Below are 26,547 nucleotides of genomic sequence, written 5' to 3' on the forward strand. Positions count from 1 at the left end.
ACAATCTATGTGGCGGAGTTATTGAATTTCAAGGGGGATTTTCAAAACGGCAACAGCCCCTAGAAAAAGCATTATCCAGAAGACCAGAACAATCGCTAAAGCAAATTGCAGTTACTTTAGGTGTGGGTTACTCCACACTTCAAAAATGGATTCGGTTAGCTAAGAAAAATCAACTCGAAAAACAGAGTCAAACATGTCAAAAAAAAAAAGCCCTCAAGATTGGAATACAGTAGAACGTTTTGAAGCCATTGTTCATTGTCATCATCTCACCGATGATCAGGCTAGCGCCTATTGTCGTGAACAAGGCATCTACTTACATCATCTAAATACCTGGAAAGCGGAATTTTGTCAGAATCTAAATCAACAGAATCCGTATATAAACAGGCGCAAACAAAACTCAAACAAGAAAACAAGCGTTTGCATAAGGAGCTAAACCGCAAAGAGAAAGCGTTATCAGAAACAGCGGCTTTACTGGTGTTATCAAAAAGTGCCAAGCGATCTGGGGGAAAAGGCGGCCGATTAATCGCCTACTCAGATCGCCAACACTACAGCGCACTCATTGATGAAGCCGTTGACAATGGAGCGCGGCAGAAATTAGCCTGTGAACTGGTGGGTATATCAGCTCGAACCTATCAGCGTTGGAACCGGGGAGAAGGACTCTCAGAAGACCTACGACTGCACAATACAGCGCCTGTGCACAATCAATTATCCGAGGCCATCAAGCAAGAAATCATCACCGTGATTAATAAACCGGAATACAGCGCTTTAACGCCGCATCAAATCGTTCCGAGGTTATTGGATTTGGGCTGCTATCTCGCATCAGAATCAACCTTTTATCGTGTCATGAAAGCCCACAACCAGCTTAAGCACAGAGCTAAAGGAGCCGCAGGTCAGCATAATAAACCGCAGTCACTCAAAGCCACAGGCCAATCAAATCTACTCGTGGGATATTACGTATTTATTAAGCCCCGTCAAAGGGCAGTATTTTTACCTCTACATGGTGATGGACATCTATAGTCGGAAAATCGTAGGCTGGCAAGTTCATGATGCCGAATCAAGCGCACACGCTGCTGATTTGATCGAAGATATCGCTCGCCGGGAAAACATCGACAAAAAGCAATTGGTGATACATTCTGACAACGGCAGTCCGATGAAAGGCGCAACATTAAGGGCCAAATTGGTCGATTTAGACATTGCCACGTCGTTCAGCAGACCTCGTGTCAGTAATGATAATCCTTATTCAGAATCGTTATTTAAAACAGTCAAATATCATCATACCTTTCCAGAAAACCCTTTTAAAACATTAAGCGAAGCCAGGAACTGGGTTGAAGCTTTCGTTTGTTGGTTCAACAATGAACATCAACACAGTGCGCTCAAGTTTGTAACACCCAACCAACGCCATAACGGCTTAGACAGCGCCGTACTCGAAAAAAGAAAACGAGTCATCGAGCAAGCAAAAAGAGACAATCCAGAGCGATGGAATGGACGACAAACACGAAATTTAACGCCCATTGGCCATGTTTATCTTAGGGGCTGTTGCCGTTTTGAAAATCCCCTTGAAATTCAATAACTCCGCCACATAGATTGTTTATTTTGACTCAAAAACAAGCAAACTATGCCGCGACAACTGCTTACGGATGAACTTTGGGAGAAACTGAAGATAATTATGTTGAAAATGGGAATTTATGACAAACCTTGTCTTCGAAAAACAGTCGAAGGTATTTTTTATCGCTTGCGAGTAGGTTGTCCCTGGAGAGATTTACCCACGGCTTTTGGTAATTGGAATGCGGTATATAAACGATTCAATGACTGGTCTCGTAAAGAAAAACTGATGGGTATTTTTAACGCCTTGGTTGTTGATCCAGACCTGGAATGGGAATTTATTGATGGGAGTATTGTGAAAGCACATCAGCATAGTAGTGGTGCGGCCTGTGAACAAGAAACAGCGATAGGGAAATCTGTCGCCGGGAACACCAGTAAAATTCATATGGCCGTTGATGCCTGTGGTCTTCCTATTCATTTCTCAGTGACAGGCGGCGAAGTTCATGACTGTAAAGAAGCACCGAAATTAGTTGCAGAGCTCCCAAAAGGTGACTATATAGTTGCTGACAGAGGCTATGACAGTGAAGCATTACGTCTTCAAATTAAAGACAAAGGGGCTGTTCCTGTTATCCCAAGAAAAAGAATTCAACTCGGGGAAATGATGAAATGGATTGGTGTCTCTACAAATATCGCCATCTCGTTGAAAATGTGTTTGCAAGACTTAAGCATTTCAGAGCGATCGCCACGCGATATGACAAACTCAAACGAAATTTTGAAGGCTCTATCGCTCTGGCTTGCGCCTTTTATGGTTACCTATGTGAAATGGCAACAGCCCCTAATCCGGATAAGGAAAATTTCAACACAACAGAATGTCAAGCAGCTTAATAAAATTCATTTCGTAAATTATTGCAAAAAATGCGACAGGTTGGTTGACATTTAGCGCTCTTCGCAAATGAGAATTTAGCATAAAAAAGATGACGTAATGGAGTGAAATATATAAAATAAGGCCATGTCGAATTACACCCTTCCAGAGACTGAATTAGCCGATTTGCGCGAAGCCCATGGTGAGCTTCGAGAAAAACGTGATGCAGACCGAGTTAAAGCCATCATTCTTTTAGGTTCAGGCTGGTCAGCAACAAACGTTGCCGAAGCACTTCTCATTGACCGCAATACAATCCGTACCTACTATCGAAAATATAAGAAAGGTGGTCTTGCTAAACTCCTACAAACTCAGCATGTTGGAAGTGCCAGTTTCTTATCGGTTTCAGAAGCGACCGAGTTGGATGAATATCTGCAGAAAAATCTTCACTTAACCGCTAAATCGGTTGCAGCTTACATTAAAGAGCGTTGGCAGGTTCGCTATAGTGAACGCGGTGTGACAGCCTTGCTGCATCGCTTGGGTTATGTCTATAAAAAGCCCAAGCTGATACCCGGCAAAGCTAATGCAAAAGCCCAACTGGAGTTCCTTGAGAAATATCAACAACTAAAGGAAGACAAGCAGCCCGAAGACTTGATATTGTTCATGGATGGTGTTCATCCACAACATAATCCTGTAATGGCTTGTGGTTGGATTAAGCGTGGTGTGGAATTCACGATTCAGAGTAATACCGGGCGTCAACGTCTCAATGTCAACGGTGCAGTCAATATCGATTCTCTGGATACTGTCTGCCGCTTCTATGACACCATCAATGGCGAGGCAACGATTGATCTTTGTAAGGCGATTGAAGAACGTTACCCGAAGGCTGGGACTATTTACATCATTTGCGATAATGCACGCTACTACCGATCAAAGGCTGTCAGACAATTTCTTGAAATGTCGCGAATTGAATTAGTGTTTTTACCGCCGTATGCGCCGAATCTTAATTTGATTGAACGGTACTGGCGATATTTCAAGAAAGAAATCTTATATGACCAGTATTATGAAACATTCAAAGAATTCAAAATAGCCTGCGAGACATTCTTTTCTGAGCCAGAAAAGCATGTCGACAATTTGCGCTCACTTTTAACTGAGAATTTTCAAATTATCGGTGCATGATGGTTTGCTCTATTTTCATGTGCGGAGAGTATAGCGATCCGGCGCAAGTGAATGGCGCGGATGCGGTTAGAGCAATCAATGTATCAGGTCCGCAGATTGCCGCTTGGTTTGATAGTAAGGTGCCTGAAGCCGTGGTGAACTATGCGCCGACGGCGAGCGATGATTTTGCTGTGACAAAAGCAGGCGACGCCGTCGATATCAGTGTGCTGGAAAATGATGTCGATGCCGATCAGGATGCCTTATCTATTGTCGAAGTTGGTACGGCAAAGCATGGGCAAGTTGCTGTGAATGCTGACAGCATTCGCTATGCTCCCACGCCAGGCTATGTGGGACAGGATAATTTTCAATATACGATTACAGATGGTCAAGGTCATAATGCTTCGGCCTGGGTTACGGTCAATGTTGGCTGGGGTGCGCATTATCAATATTTTGAAGGGACATGGAATCAGCTTCCTGATTTTTCGAGGTTGACGCCGGTTGCGACAGGTATTTCGCATAATTTCAGTCTGGAGTCGAGACAGCGTGACCAAGGGATCGGGATCCGTTTCCATGCGCAAATTTTAATTCCAGCAACAGGCGATTATCAATTTGATGTGAATACAAATGGTTTGGCTAAAGTCACTATTGATGGTCAGGATGTGGCTTTACCGGATCAGCCGGGAATGCTTGCGCTAACGGCAGGTTTACACCAAATTATGGTAGATTTTGTGTCTGTAGGCAGCAATCCGCAGATGCAGGTAGGCTGGCAAGGGCCTGGTTTCAAGCGGCAATTGATTTCATCGGATGCTTTGCGACTGGCCGAGCCGGTTAACAGCTTTCCTGTTGCGGCTGATGATGCCGTGCAAATGACAGTGGAAACTCAGATACTCATTGATGTCTTGGACAATGACAATGATACCGATGGCGACATATTGCATATTGCAGGATTTACCCAGCCCGATCATGGTAGCGTTTCTCAGCAAGGCGATAAATTGCTATATCAGCCTGATGTCGGGTTTAATGGTCAGGATGTGTTCAGCTATCAGGTCAGTGATGGCCGAGGCGGTGAAGATTACGGGCAGGTGACGGTCACTGTCGGCCAGGGGCTGAGATATGAATATTATGAAGGCAACTGGCAGCAGTTACCTGATTTCGATAGCCTGGTGCCTGTTGCCACCGGTATCCAGAATGACTTCTCTCTGGTTAATCGTAATCGAGATGATCATTTTGCTTTTCGCTTTCGGGCTACATTGAAACTGCCGCAAGACGGCAGTTATTATTTCTTCTTGATTTCAGATGATGGCAGTCGTTTGATTATTGATGATAAAACCGTTGCCGATCTTGATGGTGTTCATACCATGCGTTGGCGTTTTGTTGCTAAAAACTATAGCGCAGGGCAGCATGATCTCGAATTACAGTATTTTGACTATACGGGTAGAGAACGGTTGTACCTGTTCTGGCGTGGACCGGATATGCGCTGGCAGCGGCTGGATAGTCGTTATCTAATCCCCGTTAATCCTTAAAAATAAAGATTCTTTGTCGTCTCGCCCCTTATGATCTTTGCTATAAGGGGCTTTAATAACGGGGTCTTAGGATAAATGATTGACCTTTTAACCACCCTGTAGCTAAGTATCTTTCAGCGTAGAGAATATCAATTTCGGTTTGTTTAGAATACTGGATATTTTGAAACCATGCTCGATTAAATGGGCCGATCGAAAAGTTCAGGGAAGCTTTGGAATTATGTTAGATAACGTGTTGACAGGGTGGGCAGATCCAATCATTTTTGCCAACGTTTGCTGATGAATTCCACCGCTTCCTGAATATTTAGTTCCCGAGTTCCACCGCCAGTGCGTAAATAAAATTTTGGTTCTTTGCCTTGCTTGACAAAGACAGGTCTTGATGCGGGTAAAATAATCAAGCGACAAACTTCTTTACCTTCTGCAACATGAAACAGGATTTTTATATTCCGGCATAAGTCAGCACCTAAAACAGAAGAAATTGCGGTAATGATAGCTTGCTCAAAACCATCCTGATCTTGTCGTTTTAGTGTCTGATAATCATGTTCCAGTCCCAAAATATCACCATTGTCAGCAACACCAATCAATAAGGTTCCCCCAGTGCGGCAATTCATAAAACCGGCTAATGTTTTCATGATAACGCCTTCAAGTGAGCGATTGACGCGGTTTTGTTCCATGTCCCAACGAAATGAAGACTTAAATTCCAGTATATCGCTTTCTCCTTGTCGAATGGTGCTGCTCAGGTCTTTGTTAATCTCTTCTTTTAATTGTTCTATTCGATGAATGCGCTGATGTAGAAGTCCATATAGCCAGACTATGACGATTCCTAGAATTGCCCCAAACTGAGCATAAAAAATTGCTTTTTCTGGTGTTTGACCAGTCAAAGATTTTTTAAGCTCGTTGACAAGATATTGAGTTACTGAGGGTTCAATCAATGCTATCTGATGTTCATGATAGTCAACAAAATCATTGAGCGGTTCAAGTACGAATACACCAAACAACATACCCATTACAGCACCCGCCAAATACATTCGAAATCGTTGCCGCCATATGGAGAACAACAGCATTAAAAATCTTTTCATCTATAAGTAACCAGAAATATATTTTGTTGTACGGAAAGTTCGAATTTTATAAGCTATTGATTATTCAGAAAATAATTGTCATAGGATGGGGTTGAGAATATCAAACCTCGTAACATCAGTCAGTAAAGCCCGGACAGATCTGGAGGCTTCTGCAATGTTAGATAGAAATTTCATGTAAATCCTGGCGGGTAAGTTCGGTCCGGAAAATTTTCACGACCCATCATTCAGGCTGCTCATTTTGATGGTTTTCGGCTATCGCCTCTAGCCACCCTGTCAATACCTCATTTCATCAATATGTTTAAACATACAGGCTTTTTCGCGTAACATCAGTTAATTTAATTACTGATGTTACATAAAGGTTCTCCAATCTCATGCCCATGATCCTCTGTTCACCATTACCGTGCTAGCCTCTCGTTTATCGACACAGAAACCACTGAGAACACAGAGAATGAAACCGTGCAGTTAACCCTGCCTTGCCATTGTAGTGCCATGCAGCTACAAGTTATTGATTAGTATGACCATAAAACTATCTCATTTTTGTGATCACGAAAAAGTGCTAATGGCCTCAAAAATTCCCAACAATAACATTTGCGTGCCTACTACAGCCAGGATCAGCCCCATCAGGCGGGTTATAATCTTCAGGCTTTTCGTACCGAGTGTCTGTACTATTTTTTGGCCAAAAACAAAGCAGATAAAAGTAATTAGGCATAAGAGTGCAAACATGGTTATGGTGATAGATATTTCTATCCAGCCACCGGTTGCTGCAAAGTTCATGGCGGTTGCAATAGTGCCTGGGCCTGCTAATAATGGGACAGCAAGAGGGGATATTGCTATTTCTGTGTCATCACCATTGTGTGGGGTATGCATTTTTGAAGTCTCACCATGCAGCATTTGATAGCCAATTATAAAAACAAGTACACCACCAGTGATTTTTAAAGCCGGCAGGGTAATGCCAAATAAATGAAACAGGGTTTTGCCAAAAAGGGCAAAAGCGACAACGATAAAAAAGGATAAGGTTAAGGCTTTGATCGCAATTTTTATTTGAATAGAACGATCTTCGTTGTCAGTCAGGCTGACAAAAGCGGCAGTGTTAGCGATTGGGTTCATGATAGCGAAGAAAGCCAAGAAGATGCCTATGATGTTTTGCCACAATTCAGATGTCATGGATTCAGGTACACGTTAATTTTTGCTGCTTTAAGGGATGGTCAGGAAGCGTTGATTTTGTGAACAAATAGAACCACGCGGCCTGCTTTTTCAAAGTAATTTATCGTTTTTAACCTCGATTTTGGTGCAATGTATTCAGATTAACTCAATATCGGTGTATTATTCAATGGTAGCAGGTATTATTGCAACAGATAAATCAGGCTCGGTTTTTTATATGAGTTTTTTCTATACGGCTAACAAAAATTGCTTTATTAGACGACTGGTCGCATAATTTGGCTATGAACACAATGAGCTGCGCTAAAGAGATAAAGCGACAAAAACTTCTTGATCAAGGTGTCGCGATGCTGATGACTCAGGGCTATCATGGTACTGGTTTAAAGCAATTGCTGGAAAGTGTTAAAGTACCTAAAGGTTCGTTTTATCATTACTTCGACAGTAAAGAGAGTTTTGCTGTTGCCGCAATCGAGCATTATATTGAGCCGTTTATTCAACGCTTGAATCAGCATTTACACGATAATGAACAGGATGCCTTGGCTGCATTGAAACATTATTTTCAGGAATTGATTGTTGAATTGGAGCAGGCCGGGTTTCAAGGTGGCTGTTTATTGGGCAATTTAATGGGCGAGCTTGGTGATAATAGTCCTGCGTGCCAGAAAGCGTTGAAACGGGTAGTCAACCGATATCGGGACTTGCAGCGAAGGGCGTTGCAAAAAGCGCAGCAGCAAGGCTCCGTCCGTACTGATTTGGATGCTGAGTATATGGCCGATTTGCTGACCAATCATTGGCAAGGGGCTTTATTGCGGATGAAAATAGAGCAATCGGCAAAGCCCTTGGAAGAATGTTGTCGGTTTTTGCTCGAGGATTATTTTATCCGTTGAGTTGAGTGAGAGTCATAGGCCGTGAAAATCATAATGGTGTTCATTGCAGATGGCTTGTTTTATGGGGTTCAGGGGATAACCTGAATAGTGTTGTTTTTTATATGTAAAAACGACCGGTCTAATATTCAAGAGGAGGTGGCATTATGCCAAAATACATTATCGAACGTGAAATACCGGGGGCTGGCGATTTGACGGCCGAAGATTTACAACAGATCTCGATGAAATCCTGTGAAGTATTGAACAAAATGGGGCCTAAGATTCAGTGGCTGCAAAGCTATGTGACCGATGACAAGGTGTATTGTGTTTATATCGCGCCGGATGAGCAAACGATTCGGCGGCATGCTGAACAAGGTGGCTTTCCAGCCAATAAAGTGTCTGAAATAAAGACCGTTATTGATCCGACGACGGCCGAATAGGTGTTGGAATAGACTCAGGCTGGATTGGCAACCGCCTGATTCAAAAAATCCTTAACAAAAGAGGAAGGAATAATGCGAATAAAAATATCAGTGCTGATGCGCAGTTTTGTTTTGATGACCGGCAGTTTTTTGCTGTCTGTTCCGGTGTCTGCCGATGAAACGTGCCAATCGCCTTACATGGCCAAGATTACCGGTCAGGAGGATTTTGTCTATGTCTGGACTTTGGGCATGGAAGGGGTTGGTGATGAACAGGATAAACTGGTGACGGTGGATGTGAATCCAAAATCCCCCCACTTTGGCAAAGTCATCGACAGTATATCAGTCGGTGGCCGTAATGAAGCGCACCATTCCGGCTTTACCGATGATCGACAATTTCTGTGGGCTGGTGGCCTGGATACCAGTAAAATTTTTATTTTCGATGTGCATACTAATCCCGCCCATCCTAAATTAACTAAAGTCATTACCGATTTTGTCGAAAAAAGTGGTGGTGTGGTCGGCCCCCATACCATGTATGCCTTGCCTGGCACGATGATGATTACCGGTCTTTCCAATAATAAAGATCATGGCGGGCGTACGGCATTGGTGGAATACAGCAATGCCGGTGAGTATATCACCACGCATTGGATGCCGACTGACGGGAAGCTGCGAGGTGCGGTTAAAACCGGCCAATATGCCGATGGCTATGGTTACGATGTTAGAGTATTGCCGCGCAAAAATGCCATGTTTACGTCATCGTTTACCGGCTGGTCCAATTACATGATGGATTTTGGCAAAATGCTGGGCGATGCAGAAGCGATGAAACGCTTCGGTAATACGGTTGTGCAGTGGAATCTTCATACCCGGCAGCCGAAAAAAGTTTTCGATGTGCCAGGGGCACCGCTGGAAATCCGTTGTGCCTGGGATCCCAATCATAACTACTGCTTTACCACGACGGCTCTGACCTCGAAAATCTGGCTGATTTATGAAGATGAGCATGGGCAATGGCAAAGCAAAGCCGTAGCGGATATCGGTGACCCGGCCAAAATTCCATTACCGGTTGATATTTCTATTCAAAGCGATGATGGTTTGTTATGGGTGAATACTTTTATGGATGGAAAAACTCGGGCGTTTGATATTTCCGATCCGTTTAATCCTAAGCAGATTTTCGAACAGAAAATTGGTGCTCAGGTCAATATGGTTTCGTCCAGTTGGGATGGTAAGCGGTTGTATTACACGTCATCATTATTGGCGAATTGGGATAAAAAAGGTAAAGACAATGAGCAATACCTGAAGCTCTACCAATGGGATGGTAAGCAGCTTAAACAACAGTTTGCCATTGATTTTATCAAGCAAAAATTAGGTCGGCCGCATCAGATGCGATTTGGGGCGTATTCACTTTATGCGCAAAAAACGACCCCGCCTAAGCTACCCGTATTGGCAGGGTGGTTGCAGCAATAATAGCGTGTAAACAGACAGGGATGTCTATTTTTGGGATGTGATTTATGCGTAATGCGTTATGGATGCTTGTTTTTTGTAGTCTGTTCGGTCAGGTTTGGGCGGATTTAGCTCCCGGCTATAAACCGTTGGCTTTCAAAGCAGACCCACCGGGCAGTTATCAGTTGCCGGTGATCGAACAAGCGGCCGATGGCGAGGTGATTGACTCTGAAGGACATCGTTTGATGCTGCATGATTTAATGGGCGATAAACTGGTTTTGCTGAGTTTTATCTATTCAACCTGCAGTGATATCAACGGTTGTCCGCTGGCCACGGCCGTGTTTCATAAAATCAGCCTGCGTTTGCAGAAACAGCCGGATATTGCCCAAAAAATCAGATTGCTGACCTTAAGTTTCAATCCGCTTCATGACACCCCGGAGGCCATGAAACGCTATGGAAAGAGCTTTAAAGACAGCGGCCTGGACTGGCGTTTTTTGACTACGGCATCAGAGCAACAGCTTGAGCCGATACTGGAACATTATCGGCAAAATGTGCAAAAGGTCTATGATGAACAGGGGCACTTTACCGGTACGTTTTCGCATCTGCTCAAGGTCTATTTAATCGACACTCATAAGCAGATTCGCACTATTTACAGCGTGGATTTTCTGCATGCGGATACACTGATCACCGATATCGAAACTTTATTGTCAGAATTATCAGAAAATGCGACGGCGAAAGCGCTGCCAAAAACGCAGCCTGTTGCTGCGATCGATTTTCTGGATTATCTGAAACAGCCGCCATTAGGTTTGCCAGCCATTCCGGTTCCGGCAAACAATCCGATCACAGCTGAGAAAATTGCCTTGGGGCGAAAACTATTTTTTGATCGGCGTCTATCGCTGAACAACACCTTCTCCTGCGGCATGTGCCACATACCGGAACAAGGTTTCACCAGCCATGAAATGGCGACGGCCGTTGGCATAGAAGGGCGCACCGTCAGGCGCAATAGTCCAACAATCTATAATGTGGCGTATTTGACCCGACTGTTTCACGATGGGCGGGAATATAACCTGGAGCAACAGGTCTTAGGGCCATTGCTTGCGCATAACGAGATGGGTAATCCATCCATTGGCGCGGTGCTTGAAAAAGTTCGCCGTCTGCCGGATTATCAAGGCCGTTTTCAGGCTGTCTTCGGGCGCGATGTGGATATGATGAGCTTAGTCCAGGCGATAGCGAGTTATGAACGGGTTTTAGTGTCGGCCAACTCGCCCTTTGACCGTTGGTATTATGGTAAACAAGAAAATGCTGTTTCAGATAAAGTGAAGCGTGGCTTTCGAATATTTACAGGTAAAGCACAGTGCAGTCAGTGCCATACCATCACCGAACGATATGCGCTGTTTACCGATAATCAACTCCACAACACGGGAGTCGGTTATCGGCAAAGCATGGGCGACAATACGCCGCAGAAAATTCAGCTGGCACCGGGCGTATTTGTCGATGTTGCACGTGACATTATCGAACAGGTTTCAGAACCGAAGCCAAATGATTTAGGCCTTTACGAAATCACCCAGAATCCAGCAGACTTATGGAAATACAGAACGCCGAGTTTGCGTAATATCGCATTGACGGCGCCTTATATGCACGATGGCTCATTTGCAACGCTGAAAGATGTCATTCAGTTTTACAATCGCGGTGGTGTTGTCAATAAAAACCAGGACGCGTTGCTTCATCCCTTGCAACTTTCCACAGTCGAAATGGACGAACTGGAAGCCTTTTTGATGGCGCTGACTGGCAGCAATGTCAAAGCAATCGTGGCCGATGCACTCGCGCAGCCGATAGGAAACTGACTAAAATAGTTGGTTTTTCGGAAGATGATGGGGAAAGTGTTAAAATAACTGGCCCTGAAAAAACTTTATGATGCTGTCTTTATGAAAAACGTTGAACTCTTATCGCCCGCCGGAACTCTGCGCAATATGCGTTATGCCTTTGCCTATGGCGCGGATGCGGTATATGCCGGATTGCCACGCTATAGTTTGCGGGTCAGGAATAATGATTTTTTGGAAAATAACTTGCATAAAGGCATAGCCGAGGCACATGCACAGGCTAAGAAGTTTTTCATTGCGGCTAACGTGATTCCGCATAACAGCAAGATAAAAACTTTTCTTGATGATATGGAACCGGTTATTGCTATGCAGCCTGATGCGCTGATTATGGCCGATCCAGGTCTGATTATGATGACGCGGGAAAAATGGCCGGAGATGCCGATTCATTTATCGGTACAAGCCAATACGGTTAATTATGCCAGCGTCAAATTCTGGCAAAAAATGGGGGTTGAGCGCATTATTTTATCGCGCGAATTATCGCTAGATGAAATTGCAGAGATTCGTCAGGAATGCCCGGATATGGAACTGGAAGTATTTGTGCATGGCGCCCTGTGTATTGCCTACTCTGGCCGATGTCTGCTGTCGGGGTATTTTAATCACCGTGATCCGAACCAGGGCACTTGTACTAACTCCTGCCGTTGGAAATACGACACCTTGCCTGCGCATGAAAATGCTGAAGGCGATTATGTACTGGATAGTGCGGCGTTATCAATGTCTGATTTAAATCAGGGCGGTTGTGGTGGTGGCGAGCGCCATCCTTTGGCCGATAAGGTCTATTTTCTGGAAGAAGAAGGGCGTAAGGGTGAATTGATGCCGGTGATGGAAGATGAGAATGGCACCTATATCATGAATTCCAAAGATCTGCGCGCAATTCAACATGTGCAGCGCTTGGTCGAATTAGGGGTTGATAGCCTGAAAATTGAAGGCCGCACCAAATCGCATTTTTATGTCGCGCGTACTGCACAAGCCTACCGGCAAGCGATTGATGATGCATTGGCCGGGCGTGAATTTCAACCGTATTTATTAGGCGTACTGGAGAACTTGGCAAACCGCGGTTATACCGATGGGTTTTACCAACGTCATCATACCCATGAACAACAGAACTATATCACCGGCTACTCCAAAAGCCATCAACAACAATTTTGTGGTGAAATCGTCGGCTACAATGATGAAAAAGGCATGGCCGAAATTCTGGTGAAAAACAAATTTGCTGTGGGTGACCGGATTGAGGTTATTTTGCCACAAGGGAATCATGATATGGTCGTTGAACATATGGAAGACCGTTATGGCCATGCTATGCAAGAAGCGCTCGGCGGTGGTTATGAAGTCAATATTCCGATGCCGAAAATGGATGTACAGCACGGATTACTAGCGCGCTATTTTGATAAGGAAAAAGCCGAGGTAGCCGCTTAAATCATGTGGCAACGGCTCAAACAATGGTCTGAACAGTCACTTTTTAAGCGCGTATTGCCTGTGTTCATTGTGGCTTTGGGCGTCGGTGTATTTGTACTGTTGATGCTGACTCGGCCCGAAACCGTGGCAACGGTTGAAGAAGAGCGTTTGTGGCAGGTAGAGGCGATAACGGTAAAGCGCCAGAATCTAGCGCCCACTGTTACACTCTATGGCAAGGTTGAAACAGCGGAACTGGTTAAGGCGGCTGCGCCGAAAAAAAGCCGGGTCGCTGAAGTTTTAGTGCGAGAAGGTGAGCGTGTCAACCCAGGACAATTGCTACTGAGGCTTGATCCTGGCGATTTTAAGCCCTATTTGACGCGCACCAAAGCCAAAGTTGAGGAACTTAAAGCGCAAATTCAGAGCGAAAAAATTCAATATCAGGCCGATAAGCAGTCGATTCGGCATGAACAACAGGTGCTGGCCTTGTTGCAAACTGCGCTTAAACGGGCGCAACGTTTGCTGAAGAAAAAACTGGGTTCAAAAGCAACGCTGGATCAGGCCCAAGAAGCGGTCAATCGCCAATATTTGGTGTTGATTAACCGGAAGCGTGCCGTTGCCGATCATCAGGCTCGATTATTGCAATTACAGGCGCGTTTGGAATCGGCGGTTGCCGATGTTGAGTTGGCTGAACTGGACTGGCTACGCAGCCGTATTGTGGCATCTTTTTTCGGTATCGTTGCATCGGTCGATGTGACGCAAGGCGATCCGGTTAAAGACAGTCAGGTTTTGTTGAGTTTTTATCCGTTCAATGGTCTGGAAGTTCGCGCTAAAATTCCAGCTTCTTATCAGGCTGAAATTCAGAATGCGTTAAATGCTGGACAAATTCTGACGGCACAGGGGGATGCCGCCTCTGGAAAGTTTTCTTTACAATTAACCCGCCTAGCCGGGAAGGCTGATGCGCGGGGTATTGATGGCTTGTTTTCAGTACAGACGGCGGGCGATCAACTGCATTTAGGCGAGGTTGTTGCGTTACAGCTAAGTCGGCCGTTACAGCAGAATGTTGTGTTGATTCCGCAGACAGCGATGTATGACAACCAGCGTATTTACCGGATTAGTTCATCAAATCGACTGCAAGCCTTGCAAGTTGAGCAGAAAGGCTACTTTGGGGACGATATTCTGGTGTATAGCCCAGATTTACACAATGGCGATAAAATCCTGACGACGTTTTTACCGGTTGCCGTTGATGGACTGAAGGTTCAGTTGAATTGAGCAAAGATGTTGTTCTGTTTACTTTTTGAAGCCGTTAATCAATTTGATGAGTAAGATTGAACCGGCTAATAGCAGGGTGATGGCGTTAGCAAAAATAATTGCATTATCGCCAATTTTCAGGCCGTAAATTAGCCATAGCAAAACGCCTAAGGTGAAGGCGGAATACATGCCAAGAGAGAGTGAGTCGGTGTTGCGTGTTTTTATCGTCATGATTGCCTGCGGCAAAAACGATGTGGTTGTCAGTGTAGCGGCGATATAGCCGATGATTTCGGGCGTTAAATTGAACATCATGAGCGTTTCATAGTTTGTGTACCGCGGTAGGCAGATGCCAGAGGGTAACGGCGATCACGGCCGAAGGCACGCGGTGTGATGCGTACGCCAGGTGGTGCTTGGCGACGTTTGTATTCATTACGATCCACGAGTGAAATTGCGCGTTCAACATCGGCCGGGTTAAAACCTGCGGCAATGATGTCGGCGGCGGATTTGTCTTGTTCCACGTACATTTCCAAGATGGGGTCGAGAACATCATAAGGCGGGAGTGAATCGGCATCGATCTGGTCGGGAGCCAGTTCGGCAGAAGGAGGCCTATCAATCACCCGTTGCGGAATGACAGGCGAGAGCTGGTTGCGATATTCAGCGAGCTTGTAAACCAGTAATTTGGGTACATCCTTGATCGGTGCAAAGCCGCCGGCCATATCGCCATACAGAGTCGCGTAGCCTACGCTCATTTCGCTTTTGTTGCCTGTTGTCAGCAGCAATTTTCCTTGTTTATTGGATAAGGCCATTAGAATAATACCGCGACACCGTGCCTGGATATTTTCTTCGGTGGTGTCTTTGGCTTGGCCTTCAAAGATTGGACTTAACATCTCATTGAAAGCGGTTACGGCAGGTTCAATCGGAATAATGTGGTAGTTGACGCCTAAGGCGCGGGCTTCTTTGATGGCATCTTCATTACTCATATTCTGGGTGTAGCGCGATGGCATCAATACCGCGTCCACATTGTCAGCGCCCAGCGCATCAACGGCAATAGCCAATACCAGCGCAGAATCAATGCCACCGGACAAACCGAGTAACGCGCCCTTAAAACCATTCTTACGCACATAATCTTTGACACCGAGCACTAGGGCCTTGTATTCGCTGGCGACAGGTTGATACAGTGGCGCACAGTCGGCGGGGGCTGGGGATCGGTTGGAAAATTCGATGGTGCTGATTTGTTCTTCAAACTCGTGTGCCCTAAAGGTGACGCGACCGTTTGTATCGGTGACGAATGATGCACCATCAAATACCAGTTCATCCTGGCCGCCGACCTGATTGACGTAGACGATGGCGATGTGGTTGGTTTTTGCCTGATCGCAGACAACTTGTTCGCGCTGGTGAATTTTCCCCGCATGAAAAGGTGAGGCGTTGAGGGCTAGAATAATGTCGGCACCGGCGGCCTTGTTCGCGCGGACGACATCGTCGTGCCAGATGTCTTCGCAAATGGTCAGTGCCAATGCGGTGTTTTTATAGTGGAACAGGCAAGGGCTATCGTCCGGTGCGAAGTAGCGTTGTTCATCAAATACACCATAATTGGGGAGTTTTTGTTTGTGATAAAGCGCTTCGATTTTGCCATTGAGGATAAAGGCTGCGCTGTTATACAGTTTGTTGTCTTGCCGGTGTGGAAAGCCGATAACCAGGCCGATATTTGTTACAGACTGACAAAGCCGTTGTACGCTATCCCATGCTTGATTGATAAAATCGGGTCTGAGCAGCAGATCTTCCGGCGGGTAGCCGGTTACCGTCAATTCCGGAAAAATCACTAGCTCGGCCTGTTGATTCTCCTCAGCCTGATGGGCGGCGTCGATAATTTTAGCAACATTACCGTCAAAATCGCCGACGGTGGTATTGATTTGGGCAAGTGCAATGCGTAGAGTCATTGATTTAAGTAAATTAAGGGTTGTCGATGGGGCGACTGCATGGATACCAAGCGCAAGGCGTCGTTACCAACCCCCCATCATTTATTATACATAATCAACTATAGCGGCGCCGAGGTCGGCTGGGGAATCGACAACTTCAACGCCGGCGGCTTTCAGCGCATTGACCTTGCTGACAGCAGTACCTTTGTTGCCAGTAACGATAGCTCCAGCATGGCCCATACGTTTTCCTGGTGGTGCAGTGCGTCCAGTAATATAGGCGACGACCGGTTTTGTCACGTTAGCGCGGATATAGTCAGCCGCTTCTTCTTCTTCGCTGCCACCAATTTCACCCACCATGATAATGCCTTCGGTTTGAGGATCGTCCTGAAAACGACTCAGGACATCAATAAAGTTCATGCCATGCAGTGGGTCGCCGCCGATACCAACGCAGGTCGATTGGCCTAAATCCTGCTGTGTTGTCTGAAATACGGCTTCATAGGTTAAGGTGCCTGAACGGGAAACAATGCCAATTTTGCCTGGTTGATGAATATGGGCTGGCATGATACCGATTTTGCATTCCCCGGGCGTGATAACACCGGGGCAGTTAGGGCCGACTAATAATGCATCGACGCCTTGCATGGCGGCTTTGACTTTGAGCATGTGCAATACTGGAATGCCTTCGGTGATACAGACAATCAATTTTATACCGGCATCAACGGCTTCTAGTATGGCATCGGCCGCAAAAAAGGGGGGGACATAAATAACACTGGCTTCAGCGCCGGTGGTTTTAACGGCTTCATCCACCGTATCAAAAACCGGTTGCCCTAAATGCTGCTGGCCACCGCGGCCTGGAGTAACTCCGCCAACCAGATGGGTACCATAGTCCAGCATTTGTTTGGAATGAAACGTTCCTTGCTTACCGGTGAAGCCTTGGCAAATAACTTTGGTTTGCTGGTTAATCAGAATGCTCATGCGTGTTCTCCGGCTAATGCGACAACCCGTTCGGCTGCCTGATTCAAGTCTTCACAAACAGTCAGTCCCAGTCCAGATATATTGAGCAGCTCCAGTCCTTCCTGGGCGTTAGTGCCTTCCAGGCGAACGACAACCGGCAGGTTTAAATGCAGTTCTTTGGCGGCGGCGATAATGCCTTCGGCAATGATGTTGCATTGCACGATGCCGCCGAAGATATTAACCAGTACTGCTTTGACTTTGTTGTCTGACAGGATCAGTTTAAAGGCTTCGGCGACTTTTTTGGCATCGGTGCCTCCGCCGACATCCAGAAAATTAGCCGGTTGTCCGCCTTTGAGTTTTATCAGATCCATTGTTGCCATCGCAAGCCCCGCACCATTGACCATACAGCCAATATTGCCATCGAGCGTGACATAGCTCAAATCAAATTGCTTGGCTTTGTTTTCTGTGGCATCTTCTTGCTCTGGGTCGCGCAGCGCTTGAATATCGGCATGGGCGGGGAGGGCGTTATCATCGAAATTGATTTTGGCGTCCAGTGCTAACAGTTGCCCGTCTTCTGTTTCAACCAGCGGGTTAATTTCAATTTGGCTGGCGTCTTTGTCAATAAACAGATTGACCATGCCCTGCATGATCTGGGCGAGTTGTTTACTTAAGTCTTTGTTTAGCAGGCCTAAGGCTTTGGCAATTTTGCGGCATTGGTAGGCTTGCAAGCCGGCTGCCGGGTGAATATGGGTTTCGATAATCTTATCCGGTGTTTGTTCAGCTACCGCTTCAATATCCATGCCGCCAGCAGCAGAAGCGACAAATAACAGCTTTTCTGCTTTACGGTCGAGTAACAAGCTTAAGTAATACTCGTTTTTGATCGCGGTGCCGGCTTCAATCAGGACGTGATTGACGGGGAGTCCTTTTGCGTCGGTTTGATGCGTTACCAGACGTGTGCCAAGCAGTTGTTTTGTGTATTCAACAACCTGTTCTGGCGTGCTTGCAAATTTAACCCCGCCGGCTTTGCCGCGTGCACCAGCATGCACCTGGGCCTTGATAACCCAGTTATGGTTGTCAGAGCGACGGGCAATCTCCAACGCCTGTTCAGGCGATTGTGCAGAAGCGCCATCGGGAACGGGAATGCCATAGTCACGGAACAATTGTTTTGCCTGATATTCGTGTATATTCATTAGAACTCCGATTCGGGTGTTAGCGTTACTCCCTTTTAATGCTTAAGCGTGGGAGATGATGCTATGCTTAAAAAGTTTATACTCGCTCAACTTCAATAAAACAAGACTTAAGGTATGAATTCCGACATATCGTCAACCGTTTATCCGTGTCCATTCTCAAAAAAATACGGTATTCCTGTCGAACAAGCCTGGGCACTGTTGAAAATATTTTTCATTTATCGCTTATTGACGGCCATTGTGATTATAGGGCTGTATTTTAGTCCGTCTTTGCCCGCTAGTCTGAAAATGTTGGACAGACCTTTGTATTTTAATGTTGGCGGCGTGTATTTTATATTGATTTTGCTATCAGGCGTGTTGATTTTATGGCGTAAAATATCGTATACGGCGCAAGCGCAACTCACTATTTTTATTGATATTATTTGTCTTACCTTGTTGATGCATGCTTGTGGGGGGGTTAGTAGCGGTATTGGTATTTTGCTGGTTATTTCCATTGCTGCCGGTGGTATGCTGGTGGGCGGGCGTTGTGCTTTTTTATTTGCCGCAATGGCCAGCCTGGCGGTTTTATTCGAACAGGTTTATGCCATTTTGCACAATAACGCATCAACATCCAGTTTAACCTATTCCGGTATGCTGGGCGCTTCGTATTTTACTATTGCCTTGCTTTCGGTAGTGATGGCACAACGTACTGAGCGCTCTGAATTATTGGCACATGAACGGCAAAAAACGATTGTGCAGCTGGAGGAGTTAAACCAGCATATCATTCAATATATGCAAAGTGGTATTTTGATTCTGGATATTGACGCTAGGGTTGAATTATATAATCAGGCGGCCGCGCAATTATTACAACAGCATCATTTGGCTGGGAAATTGAGTGTTCAGGAAAAAGCACTGGCAGAGGCTTTGCAGCAGTGGCAGCGACACCCTGAGTCCGATTTTAAAATTGTGATGCTAAGCTGTGGCAATGAAGTTCAGGTCCGCTTCTCTAGTCTTAAAATCGCCGAAAACACATTTTATATGCTCATTTTGGAGGATATTGCGTTATACAATCAACGCTTACAGCAAAGTAAGCTAGCCTCTTTAGGTCGTTTGACGGCCAGTATGGCGCATGAAATAAGAAACCCGTTAGGTGCTATCAGTCATGCCGCTCAATTATTGTCAGAGGCCCCAGGCTTATCACCGCAAGACCTGCGATTGACTGAAATTATTCATACCCATAGTCAACGGGTGAATGAAATTATTGAGTCTATTTTGCATTTGTCACGGCGGAAAATATCTCGGAAAAGTACTATCCATCTTGAGCAGTGGTTGCCTGATTTTGTTGAAAATTTACGTGAAGAGCTGGAAACTGATCGTAGCATAAGGATCAATATGGTGGCGGGAGATATAAGAATTGAAATAGATGAAGGGCATTTGCGCCAGATATTATCTAATCTATTTCGTAATGCTTTGAAATATGGCGATGACAAGCAGCCGATTTTTATCGACGTTACTCTGGTGCAAGATAAGGTGCAGATTCACGTGATGAACTCAGGACCGGAAATTGATGAGCAGGTGCAACAACATTTGTTTGAACCCTTTTTTACAACCTCGACGAGCGGGACAGGTTTAGGGCTATATATTTCCCGCGAATTGGCCGCATTGAATCAGGCCCGATTAAACTATACTTACCAGAATGATAAAAATGATTTCACGCTGACTGTAATAAACGCACGCCAACAGACACTTGATGTATGACTAAACCACTGACTTTAATCGTTGATGATGAACCCGATATTCGGGAATTGCTGAATATAACGTTATCCCGAATGGGGGTTGAAGCACATTGTGCGGCGACGATTGCAGAGGCTAAGCAATTGTTGGAGCGCTATGCTTTTGATTTATGTTTGACCGATATGAAGCTGCCCGATGGTGATGGATTGGCATTAGTGGAGTTGATGCAAATGAATTATGGCCAGGTGCCGGTCATTGTTATTACAGCATTTGGCAGTATGGATATTGCGGTTAGGGCGATGAAGCTGGGCGCATTTGACTTTTTATCTAAGCCTGTTGATTTACCGGCATTGCGGCAACTGGTGCAGAATGCACTACAGCTCTCAGGGCCGGTACAGAAAGCTAAAGACCGCCGTATGCGCGATATTTTACTCGGTGACTCATCCGTCATGCGAGATATCCGCTCAAAAATCCAAAAACTGGCGCGTAGCCAGGCACCGGTTTATATCAGTGGGGAGTCCGGGTCGGGTAAAGAGCTGGTGGCACGTTTGATTCATCAGCAAAGCCCAAAAAGTGAATGTGCTTTTGTCGCCGTCAACTGTGGTTCTATTCCACATGAATTGATGGAAAGTGAGTTTTTTGGTCATAAAAAAGGTAGTTTTACCGGTGCGGTATCGGATAAGAAGGGGTTATTTCAGGTGGCTGATGGTGGCACCCTTTTTCTGGATGAAATTGCCGATTTACCGTTGTCATTACAGGTCAAATTGTTACGCGCGATTCAGGAAAAGAAAGTTCGGCCGGTCGGTGGGCAAAACGAGGAGACGGTGAATGTTCGTATTTTAAGTGCAACCCATAAAGATTTACGCAAAATGGTACAGAGCGGCGATTTTAGACAGGATTTATATTATCGTTTGAATGTTATCGAACTGCATTTGCCGCCTTTACGTGAGCGCGCGTCAGATATTCCACAATTGGCTGAATTTCTACTTGCCAAGCTGGCGAAAAATAATCAAATAAGCGCTCCAAAATTGACCGATAGTGCCATTAGGACGCTACAGCATTATTCCTTTCCAGGGAATGTACGGGAATTGGAGAATATTTTGGAACGAGCACTTGCACTGTATGATGGTGATACGATTGATGTAGATGATCTGAATTTGCCCATCGGAGCAGAAACGGTATCAGATGAGTCGTTCGACTCCTCAGTTCAATCGCTGGAAGAATATCTGGAAACTATTGAAAAGAAAATGTTGACACAAGCTTTAGAGCAGAACCGATGGAATAAAACAGCGGCAGCAAAGCAATTGGGTTTAACATTTCGCTCGTTTCGGTATCGATTGAAAAAGCTTGGGCTGGATTGATTAGTCTCCCTAACTTTTTTCTAGCAATGCTGTAAATTCACGGGCAGGCAAGGGTTTGGAAAAATAGTATCCCTGGATTTGATGACAGCCTTTTGACCGTAACAATTGGAGCTGCTCTTCTGTTTCAACGCCTTCTGCAATGGTTTTTAAATTCAGACTGTTAGCCAGACTGATAATGGCATTGACAATATTTTCAGTGCCCTGGTTTTTAACAATTTTAGCCGTGAAGGATTGGTCAATTTTCAGTTTGTCCAGAGCAAAGCGTTGTAAATAAGCTAAGGAAGAGTAACCGGTTCCAAAGTCATCTATGGATAGTTGAACGCCGGTTTTAGCCAACTGTTGTGTAATCATAATGGCTTCTTCAGCATTTTTCATGGCCATGCTTTCGGTGAGCTCAAGCTCTAGAAACCTAGGGCTTAATTGCGCTTGTTCCAGGGTAGTGGTGACTTTTTCCACCAGCGCCTGCTCATGAAATTGTGCCATCGACAGATTTATCGCTACCGTTAAATCGTCAAACCCTGCCTGATGCCAGATTTTTATTTGCTGCACTGCCTCTTGTAATACCCAATCGCCTATAGGCATAATCAAACCGGTGTCTTCTGCAATCGAAATAAAATCTGCCGGAGACACCATGCCCCAGTCGGGATGTCGCCAGCGTATCAAGGCTTCAGCGCCCATGATTTGATGGCTGATGGCATCGACCTGGGGTTGGTAATACAAAACAAATTCCTTATTGTGGATGGCCTGGCGCAGAGCGGTTTCGATTTTTAGTCTCTGTAAAGATTGTTGCTGCATTTTCTGGGTAAAAAATTGATATTGATTGCGGCCTTTTGCTTTGGCTTGATATAAAGCGGTATCCGCATTCTTATGCAGCGTTTCATAATCGTGACCATTTTCTGGAAATAAGCTGATTCCAATCGAAGTCGATATATGTAGTTGATTATTCGCGATTACAATAGATTGATTAAAAGACGCGATAATCTTTTCGGCAACGCGTCCTGCACCTTTAAAATCGGTATCCGGTAGTAGAATATTAAATTCATCGCCTCCTAAACGAGCAACCGTATCTTCTTCGCGGACCAGTGCTTTTAAACGTCGGGCCACCTCGATGAGTAATTTGTCTCCGACAGGATGGCCTAATGAATCATTAATATTTTTGAAGCGATCCAAGTCTAAAAATAATAAAGCAAATTGTGTTTGATTCCGTTCTGCAGTGATCAATGTTTGATTTGCATGCGTTTCTAATAATACTCGGTTAGGTAAATCCGTTAGTGGGTCATAATGTGCTAGATGCTCTATATGCGCCTCTGCTTCCTTATGTTGAGAAATATCTGAAAAAATAGCGACATAATGAGAAACTTTATTTTGTGCATCTTTGAGGCAACTAATACTCATCCAGGCAGGATAGATTTCACCATTTTTACGTCGATTCCAGGTTTCGCCCTGCCAGTAATTTAAACTATTGATTTCTTCCCACATCAAGCGATAAAAATCAATAGTTTGTCGTCCTGATGCCCAAATTTCAGGGTCTTTTCCTTTTACCTCTTGTTCTGTATAACCGGTAATCCGGGTAAATGCTTGATTGACGGAAATGACATGGTTATTTTTATCGGTAATCAAGATTGCTTCCTGGCTTTGGGAAAAAACCTGGGCTGATAAATACAGTTCATCTTCGGCTTTTTTTCGCGCGGTCTCTCGATCAAATGTTGCCAGGGCGAAACTTAAATCCTCGCCCAACTCTGTCAACAACTTGATGATTTCATTGGTGAAATAACCTTCGGTTTGTGAATATACACTCAATACAGCATAGCATTCAGATCCACGGATAATCGGAATACAACAGATAGAGGCAAAATTAAATGTTCCTGCGGCTTGCTGCCAGGGTTTAGTCCTAGAATCATCCATAAAACGGTTTATGACAATAATTCTTTGTTCTCGATAACACCTCCCTATAGGACCTTGTCCTTCTGCTAATGCCGAATTTGCTGAGATTTTGACGGTATCTAGGTATTCAACGCCTTGACCTGCGCAAGCAATAGGAACAATTTGCTGATCAGGGTTGGATTTTACACCTACCCAGGCCATATTTAAGCTACCAAAACGTACCGTTATTTGGCATAAGGTATTAAATAATTCTGTTTCATTGGATATTTTTATAATCGCTTGATTGATTTCGCTTAAGGTATGATATAAATCATTCAGGCGCTGAATTTTTTCTCTATCTCGCCTGCTTTGCGAAATATCCATTAAAAAGCCAATTAACTCCTTAACCTCTCCGTCTTCGACAATGAGGGTCACAGTATCTTTAATCCAGACCGTTTCACCCTGAGCCGAAATCATCCGGTATTCCATTGAATGATCCTGAAAAGCCTGGGTTTGGCTTGAACAAAATGTTGGTACCCATGCACGGTCTTGCTCATGTAAATGATTTTCCCAGAAATGGGGCTCATCAAGCCATTGCTGAGCAGGGTATCCTAAAATTGCTTCTGCCTGATCGCTGACGAAAGTAAATTTAAACATCTTGGCGTCAACCCGGAAAAAAATAGCCGGCTGTGCTTGTATTAATTGTTTGAGCAAGGACTCGCTACGTGCTAGCTGCCGATAATTATGATCAATAATATTGGCTTGTTGACGTAGTTCTAGTGCTTTCCGCTCCGCTCGCTGCTCTGCTTGTTGCCGGATGACTATTTCTTCAGTCAATTTTTGGTTTTGTTCGACAAGTTCAGTTTCGGCTAACCTCCGGCTTTCCTGAATCAATACAAGCCACCAGGCCAACACACTTAAAAATAAAGCAATGACCCAAAAAACAGGATAAAAAAGCTCACGAAGAACGGCCGTGTTTTCAGTATCGATAAGCCCGAACGGATGTACAAAAACTACCCAGAGTGTTAGTCCAAGCACAGCTAACATCATGCCCCAAAGTGACAAAAAATAGGCGATACGCTGAGCACTTTGAGAGGGTATTTTATTCAGCGTCAAAAGATTAATCATTCGGATAATGGCGTGCTGATAAAAAGTCGGTGGTTTGGGTTTACAGATGTCGTGACAATTGGAATCTAATGTACAGCAGAGCGAACAGATGGGGTGATCATAATAAGGACAATAAGCCATATCGGTTTGGACATAGTGTTGATCACAGGCGCCACAGGTCTCCTGTGTCTCAGAATACCCATAATGCTTATTATTTCGGGCGATGTAATATTTCCCTTGCGTGAATTTGGCAATGACAGGCGTTAGGAAAAAACTGATGCATAGCGCTAGCAAGGGTGAAAATGCCTGGGCATACAGCCCGAATACTCCGGTATAGGCAAGGATTGAAATAAATGAAGCCAGTAGCATGCTGACAAAGCCAACCGGATTAAAATCAAACAGATGCGCACGTTTAAATTCCACCATCGGAGGGCTTAATTTTAGCGGCTTGTTAATGATTAAATCAGCAGTAATAGCTCCTATCCAGGCAATGGCAATATTGGAATAAAGTCCTAGGATTCCGGTTAAAGCTTCAAATATACCCAGTTCCATGAGAATCAGGGCAATGGCAATATTAAAAATTAGCCAAACGACGCGGCCGGGGTGAGAATGAGTTATGCGGGAGAAAAAATTGGACCATGCCAGGGAGCCGGCATAGGCATTAGTGACATTGATTTTGATTTGTGACAGTAGAACAAACAGCATACTGATCAAAAGCGCCTGATCAGTATTATCAAAAACAAAGCGATAGGCGATGTTATACATTTGAATGGGGTGCTTAGCCTCTGTTAGTGTTAAGCCACTCAATAAAACCAATACAGCCAGCATCATGCCTAATATTTGTTTAAAACAACCCATTAAAATCCAGCCGGGGCCCGCTAGGATCACAGTCAGCCACCAGCTCCAACGATTATTTTGATTTTGATCGGGCATGAATCGCAGATAATCCACTTGTTCACCGATTTGGGCAATTAGTGACAGCGAAATGCCGCAAGCGATACTAAAATAATAAATATCAAATTGGTTACTGTGTGTGATTACCCCGGAGAAATGGCGAACTTCATTTAGTAGCTCAGGCTTGGATGTCAATACAAAATAGAGTGGTAACAACATCAGAAGTAGCCACAATGGCTGAGTCCATTTCTGCAAAGCACTAATCAGTGTTATGCCATAAAAGACCAAGGGAATGATGATCAATGAGCAAACGATATACCCTAGCGATAACGGCAAACCAAAATACAATAATAATGCCTGCGCCATAATTGCCGCTTCCAAAGCAAAGAAAATAAAACTGAAGGACGCGTAAATCAGTGAGGTGATGGAAGAACCGATATAGCCGAAACCCGCGCTGCGAGTCAAAAGGTCAAGATCAATATTGTAGCGAGCGCAGTAATAGGCGATGGGGATGCCAGTCAAAAAGATAATCAGCGAGGCTACCACAATCCCCCAGAATGCATTACTGAAACCATAATCCAGCAATAAGGCTGCGCCAATCGCTTCTAAAGCTAGAAATGAAATACTGCCTAATGCAGTATTGCCTATCACAAAGGGTAACCATTGGCGAAAACTGGCTGGTGCATAACGCAAGGCATAATCTTCCAATGATTCAGTGGCCACCCATTGGTTATAACGCCTGCGTGTCTTTTCTATTTTGTGCTGCATAAGCGGTTGTTTCTACCAGTTTTAAGGGGCTGTGTCAGCTATTATAGCCAAGAAAAATAGAGCAAGAGGCTTTTTGGTTATGCGCACTGCGGATGAAAATTTGGCTTTTGGTGGTTCATTTTTTGTCGAGGGTAAGGAGAAAAATGCCACTGTAGTCAGTTAGCTACAGCATAATTTTCAACGCCACCATCGGCAAAAAGGGCTGCCGGGTTAAATTTCAAGTTGCGGGATGAGTAGAGCA

The 26,547-nt window shown here is 44.8% G+C and carries 18 protein-coding genes and 2 pseudogenes; 13 read left to right on the forward strand and 7 right to left on the reverse strand.

Annotated elements, in window-relative coordinates; genetic code table 11:
* Nucleotides 1-20: 20 nt before the first annotated feature.
* The 5 genes and pseudogenes from JEU20_RS12590 (at nt 21) to JEU20_RS12610 (ending at nt 5,356) form a co-directional block, all read left to right on the forward strand.
* A pseudogene (locus tag JEU20_RS12590) lies at nt 21-1,570 on the forward strand (IS3 family transposase).
* 45 nt (nt 1,571-1,615) lie between these two features.
* Nucleotides 1,616-2,363 (forward strand): annotated as a pseudogene (locus tag JEU20_RS12595) (IS5 family transposase).
* Between the two features lie 188 nt (nt 2,364-2,551).
* A complete protein-coding gene (locus tag JEU20_RS12600) occupies nt 2,552-3,577 on the forward strand; it encodes an IS630 family transposase (protein ID WP_198243546.1) in 1,026 nt (341 codons plus the stop codon).
* Between the two features lie 17 nt (nt 3,578-3,594).
* A complete protein-coding gene (locus JEU20_RS12605) occupies nt 3,595-5,079 on the forward strand; it encodes an Ig-like domain-containing protein (protein WP_198246502.1) in 1,485 nt (494 codons plus the stop codon).
* Nucleotides 5,080-5,218: 139 nt separating this feature from the next.
* Nucleotides 5,219-5,356 carry a phosphatidylglycerophosphatase A gene (locus tag JEU20_RS12610; RefSeq protein WP_425356716.1) on the forward strand — a complete coding sequence of 46 codons (138 nt, stop codon included), beginning with the start codon at nt 5,219-5,221 and terminating at the stop codon, nt 5,354-5,356.
* Here JEU20_RS12610 and JEU20_RS12615 read toward each other — a convergent pair.
* A complete protein-coding gene (locus JEU20_RS12615) occupies nt 5,334-6,155 on the reverse strand; it encodes an AlbA family DNA-binding domain-containing protein (protein WP_198246503.1) in 822 nt (273 codons plus the stop codon). The genes JEU20_RS12610 and JEU20_RS12615 overlap by 23 nt on opposite strands.
* A gap of 543 nt (nt 6,156-6,698) precedes the next feature.
* Nucleotides 6,699-7,319: a MarC family protein gene (locus tag JEU20_RS12620; RefSeq protein WP_198246504.1), complete on the reverse strand. Its 621-nt coding sequence runs from the start codon at nt 7,317-7,319 to the stop codon at nt 6,699-6,701.
* 278 nt (nt 7,320-7,597) lie between these two features.
* Between JEU20_RS12620 and JEU20_RS12625 the strand changes: the two genes are divergently transcribed.
* The 6 genes from JEU20_RS12625 (at nt 7,598) to JEU20_RS12650 (ending at nt 14,567) form a co-directional block, all read left to right on the forward strand.
* Nucleotides 7,598-8,197, forward strand: coding sequence for a TetR/AcrR family transcriptional regulator (locus JEU20_RS12625; RefSeq protein ID WP_198246723.1), 600 nt, complete (start codon nt 7,598-7,600; stop codon nt 8,195-8,197).
* Between the two features lie 143 nt (nt 8,198-8,340).
* Nucleotides 8,341-8,613, forward strand: a complete 273-nt coding sequence (locus JEU20_RS12630; RefSeq protein ID WP_198246505.1) for a DUF4242 domain-containing protein — start codon at nt 8,341-8,343, stop codon at nt 8,611-8,613.
* Between the two features lie 96 nt (nt 8,614-8,709).
* Nucleotides 8,710-10,050, forward strand: a complete 1,341-nt coding sequence (mtoX, locus tag JEU20_RS12635; protein ID WP_198246724.1) for a methanethiol oxidase — start codon at nt 8,710-8,712, stop codon at nt 10,048-10,050.
* A 44-nt stretch (nt 10,051-10,094) separates the two neighbouring features.
* The gene (locus JEU20_RS12640; RefSeq protein WP_198246506.1) at nt 10,095-11,870 is read left to right on the forward strand and encodes a cytochrome c peroxidase; all 1,776 of its coding nucleotides are present in this window, start codon (nt 10,095-10,097) and stop codon (nt 11,868-11,870) included.
* A gap of 81 nt (nt 11,871-11,951) precedes the next feature.
* On the forward strand, nt 11,952-13,319 hold the full coding sequence (gene trhP / locus JEU20_RS12645; protein ID WP_198246507.1) for a prephenate-dependent tRNA uridine(34) hydroxylase TrhP: 1,368 nt from the start codon (nt 11,952-11,954) through the stop codon (nt 13,317-13,319).
* 3 nt (nt 13,320-13,322) lie between these two features.
* On the forward strand, nt 13,323-14,567 hold the full coding sequence (locus JEU20_RS12650; protein ID WP_198246508.1) for an efflux RND transporter periplasmic adaptor subunit: 1,245 nt from the start codon (nt 13,323-13,325) through the stop codon (nt 14,565-14,567).
* A gap of 18 nt (nt 14,568-14,585) precedes the next feature.
* Here JEU20_RS12650 and JEU20_RS12655 read toward each other — a convergent pair whose 3' ends face one another.
* The 4 genes from JEU20_RS12655 to sucC form a co-directional block, all read right to left on the reverse strand.
* Nucleotides 14,586-14,858: a SemiSWEET transporter gene (locus tag JEU20_RS12655; RefSeq protein WP_198246509.1), complete on the reverse strand. Its 273-nt coding sequence runs from the start codon at nt 14,856-14,858 to the stop codon at nt 14,586-14,588.
* Nucleotides 14,855-16,483, reverse strand: a complete 1,629-nt coding sequence (locus JEU20_RS12660; protein WP_198246510.1) for an NAD+ synthase — start codon at nt 16,481-16,483, stop codon at nt 14,855-14,857. Before JEU20_RS12660 ends, JEU20_RS12655 begins: the two co-directional genes overlap by 4 nt.
* Nucleotides 16,484-16,567: 84 nt before the next feature.
* Nucleotides 16,568-17,434, reverse strand: coding sequence for a succinate--CoA ligase subunit alpha (gene sucD / locus JEU20_RS12665; protein WP_198246511.1), 867 nt, complete (start codon nt 17,432-17,434; stop codon nt 16,568-16,570).
* A complete protein-coding gene (sucC, locus tag JEU20_RS12670) occupies nt 17,431-18,603 on the reverse strand; it encodes an ADP-forming succinate--CoA ligase subunit beta (RefSeq protein WP_198246512.1) in 1,173 nt (390 codons plus the stop codon). Before sucC ends, sucD begins: the two co-directional genes overlap by 4 nt.
* Nucleotides 18,604-18,717: 114 nt before the next feature.
* On the opposite strand from sucC, the gene JEU20_RS12675 reads away from it, so the two are divergent.
* Together JEU20_RS12675 and JEU20_RS12680 are read left to right on the forward strand one after the other, a co-directional pair.
* Nucleotides 18,718-20,337, forward strand: a complete 1,620-nt coding sequence (locus JEU20_RS12675) for a two-component system sensor histidine kinase NtrB (protein ID WP_198246513.1) — start codon at nt 18,718-18,720, stop codon at nt 20,335-20,337.
* Complete coding sequence (locus JEU20_RS12680; RefSeq protein WP_198246514.1) at nt 20,334-21,674, forward strand: sigma-54-dependent transcriptional regulator; 1,341 nt, start codon at nt 20,334-20,336, stop codon at nt 21,672-21,674. The genes JEU20_RS12675 and JEU20_RS12680 overlap by 4 nt, the downstream gene beginning before the upstream one ends.
* Nucleotides 21,675-21,683: 9 nt before the next feature.
* Here the strand turns inward: JEU20_RS12680 and JEU20_RS12685 are convergent, their stop codons facing one another.
* On the reverse strand, nt 21,684-26,306 hold the full coding sequence (locus JEU20_RS12685) for an EAL domain-containing protein (protein WP_198246515.1): 4,623 nt from the start codon (nt 26,304-26,306) through the stop codon (nt 21,684-21,686).
* Nucleotides 26,307-26,547: the final 241 nt, after the last annotated feature.

The sequence above is a fragment of the methane-oxidizing endosymbiont of Gigantopelta aegis genome (genome assembly GCF_016097405.1).
GTDB lineage: Bacteria > Pseudomonadota > Gammaproteobacteria > Methylococcales > Methylomonadaceae > Methylomarinum.

What these genes read in the sequence shown, in the direction of transcription:
- JEU20_RS12600 (WP_198243546.1), top strand. Translation starts at nt 2,552, where the DNA reads ATGTCGAATTACACCCTTCCAGAGACTGAATTAGCCGATTTGCGCGAA.
- JEU20_RS12605 (WP_198246502.1), top strand. Translation starts at nt 3,595, where the DNA reads ATGTGCGGAGAGTATAGCGATCCGGCGCAAGTGAATGGCGCGGATGCG.
- JEU20_RS12615 (WP_198246503.1), bottom strand. Translation starts at nt 6,155, where the DNA reads ATGAAAAGATTTTTAATGCTGTTGTTCTCCATATGGCGGCAACGATTT.
- JEU20_RS12620 (WP_198246504.1), bottom strand. Translation starts at nt 7,319, where the DNA reads ATGACATCTGAATTGTGGCAAAACATCATAGGCATCTTCTTGGCTTTC.
- JEU20_RS12625 (WP_198246723.1), top strand. Translation starts at nt 7,598, where the DNA reads ATGAACACAATGAGCTGCGCTAAAGAGATAAAGCGACAAAAACTTCTT.
- JEU20_RS12630 (WP_198246505.1), top strand. Translation starts at nt 8,341, where the DNA reads ATGCCAAAATACATTATCGAACGTGAAATACCGGGGGCTGGCGATTTG.
- mtoX (WP_198246724.1), top strand. Translation starts at nt 8,710, where the DNA reads ATGCGCAGTTTTGTTTTGATGACCGGCAGTTTTTTGCTGTCTGTTCCG.
- JEU20_RS12640 (WP_198246506.1), top strand. Translation starts at nt 10,095, where the DNA reads ATGCGTAATGCGTTATGGATGCTTGTTTTTTGTAGTCTGTTCGGTCAG.
- trhP (WP_198246507.1), top strand. Translation starts at nt 11,952, where the DNA reads ATGAAAAACGTTGAACTCTTATCGCCCGCCGGAACTCTGCGCAATATG.
- JEU20_RS12650 (WP_198246508.1), top strand. Translation starts at nt 13,323, where the DNA reads ATGTGGCAACGGCTCAAACAATGGTCTGAACAGTCACTTTTTAAGCGC.
- JEU20_RS12655 (WP_198246509.1), bottom strand. Translation starts at nt 14,858, where the DNA reads ATGATGTTCAATTTAACGCCCGAAATCATCGGCTATATCGCCGCTACA.
- JEU20_RS12660 (WP_198246510.1), bottom strand. Translation starts at nt 16,483, where the DNA reads ATGACTCTACGCATTGCACTTGCCCAAATCAATACCACCGTCGGCGAT.
- sucD (WP_198246511.1), bottom strand. Translation starts at nt 17,434, where the DNA reads ATGAGCATTCTGATTAACCAGCAAACCAAAGTTATTTGCCAAGGCTTC.
- sucC (WP_198246512.1), bottom strand. Translation starts at nt 18,603, where the DNA reads ATGAATATACACGAATATCAGGCAAAACAATTGTTCCGTGACTATGGC.
- JEU20_RS12675 (WP_198246513.1), top strand. Translation starts at nt 18,718, where the DNA reads ATGAATTCCGACATATCGTCAACCGTTTATCCGTGTCCATTCTCAAAA.
- JEU20_RS12680 (WP_198246514.1), top strand. Translation starts at nt 20,334, where the DNA reads ATGACTAAACCACTGACTTTAATCGTTGATGATGAACCCGATATTCGG.
- JEU20_RS12685 (WP_198246515.1), bottom strand. Translation starts at nt 26,306, where the DNA reads ATGCAGCACAAAATAGAAAAGACACGCAGGCGTTATAACCAATGGGTG.